General features: G+C 42.1%; 2 protein-coding genes. One reads left to right on the top strand and one right to left on the bottom strand.

Going from position 1 to position 2,140, the window contains the following annotated elements; genetic code table 11:
• A partial coding sequence (locus ACS8FD_RS13205) for a DsbC family protein (RefSeq protein ID WP_439276224.1) occupies positions 1–769 on the bottom strand: 769 nt, incomplete at its 3' end.
• Positions 770–1,175: 406 nt separating this feature from the next.
• On the opposite strand from ACS8FD_RS13205, the gene ACS8FD_RS13210 reads away from it, so the two are divergent.
• Entirely contained in the window at positions 1,176–2,096 is a 921-nt protein-coding gene (locus ACS8FD_RS13210; RefSeq protein ID WP_299185740.1) for a DUF808 domain-containing protein, read from the top strand.
• Positions 2,097–2,140: the final 44 nt, after the last annotated feature.

Consider the following 2,140-nt stretch of genomic DNA (forward strand, 5'->3'; position numbering starts at 1 on the left):
CACCAAGGCGGGCGCCCAATTCTATTTGCTCTTTTACTGGACTCTCACAGCTAGGAGCCATGACATTGGCGCCTGATTTTGCCTGATTCATAGCCGCAACACGATCTTCACTACACCAAATGGCTTCCATTTTGGGAATACTTCCTTCGCTACGAGGCCAAGCTAGGTAACGAACCTCAATCCCTAGCGCATTGAGCTCATCCATTTCTGAATGCAATTTAGTGCAGTAAGGACAATCAGCATCGGTAAAAGAGTACACCACTGACTTGGTCTCGCCTTTAGCTGGATAAATGATCATGTCTTTTTTGTCTACAGCTTTGAGCGCCTCTTGCGCAGTGCGAGCAACTAACGCACCACTAATATCGACAGGTTCGCCTTGTCCGACAGAGATGATCTGACCTTGAATGATATGTTTGCCTGACTTATCAGTAAAAAATGCTGGCAACCCTTCAGCGGTTACCCAATAAATACCATCCATCTCTGTTGGTACTGCGGAGACAATTTTTTCGTCGATACCAGACGCTCCTAGGTTCGATTGCAATGCTGTAACGACCGATTGATCACTATCGGCAGCAGGTTTGGAGGTGCTGGTTGTACTACTTGCCTTTGTGCTACTTACCACATTGGTCTTGCTGGTAGTATCGGCAGTATTGTTTGAGCAGCCTGTCGCGACAGTAACTAGTAGCGCACTGATAATGGCGCCTGAGAGCTTACGACGAGTAGAGATGTTAGCAGGCTTTAGGCTAGTAGATACAGAAGGTAAGGACATACGGCATTTCCTATAAACGGACGCGCTTGATCATGATTGTAATAAAAACTCAGTATAAAGACAGACGATATAAGTCTCTTTATTTATCAGCAGTCAAATGAATAAATTCTAAGCTACAACACTCTGGCTATGATGACGAATCATCTCAATTATAAAGTAAGCAGTGAGTCATAACATAAATAGTGATAAAGTGCCATATACTAACATATTTTTATAAATGACAGTCAAAACCAAAACTTACTTAACTAATAATTTGGTAATGATCGAACAAAAAAGTAAAATAAGCTACATTCCTACTATTTCATATGTTGCAGTAGCTCAGTAGGCTACAGTAAACAAGACAAATCAACATGATCAATTTTAATACTTATTAACTATTTGAGCGATTTTACGCTAAGGAGAGAGCATGGCAGGTGCCAGTTTATTAACCCTACTTGATGATATCAGTGTGATATTAGATGATGTTTCAGTAATGACTAAGGTTGCGGCCAAAAAGACCGCTGGTGTATTGGGTGACGATCTTGCGCTAAACGCTGAACAGGTCACTGGTGTCAAAGCCAATCGCGAGTTGCCAGTTGTTTGGGCGGTAGCAAAAGGTTCCTTTGTTAATAAACTTATCTTGGTGCCAGCTGCGCTGCTTATCAGTGCCGTTTACCCACCATTGGTAACCTTTTTATTAATGTGCGGTGGTTTATTTTTGGTTTATGAAGGCGCTGAAAAAGTTATCCATAGATTTTGGCCACATGCTTTGCCGCATGACGAAGAACAAAGTGCGCGTCGCCTTGCCAATGCCGATGAAACAGTGGATTTGGTGGCATTTGAAAAAGAAAAAATCAAAGGCGCGATACGTACAGATTTTATTTTATCAGCAGAGATTATTGTCATCGCTTTGGGGTCAACGGCGAGTGCCACATTGTTAGAGCGTAGTCTGGTATTGTCTATTTTAGCGATTGCTATCACGGTTGGTATTTATGGTTTGGTTGCCGGTATTGTCAAAATAGATGACGCAGGCTTGCATTTAATGGAGCAAGAAAGCAGTTTTAAACAAAAGCTTGGCAAGGTGATGTTTGCAGCTGCACCAAAATTGATGAAGTTTCTATCTATCGCTGGCACGTTGGCGATGTTCTTAGTGGGCGGCGGTATTTTAGTGCACGGTATCAGTTTTTTACATCATGGAGTAGAGGATCTGGCGCACTTAACCGGCATTTTTGAAAGTGTGACGACAGCGCTGTTAAATGGTTTGATAGGCTTTATTATTGGTGCGGTAGTGGTCGCTATCTTTACTATGGTCAATAAGTTACGCGGTAACGGAGCTTCCGCTCATTAAAGCGTTATAGCACTAACACTATCTGATTACTATATAAACATTAA

This window comes from Psychrobacter sp. 1U2, assembly GCF_051847575.1.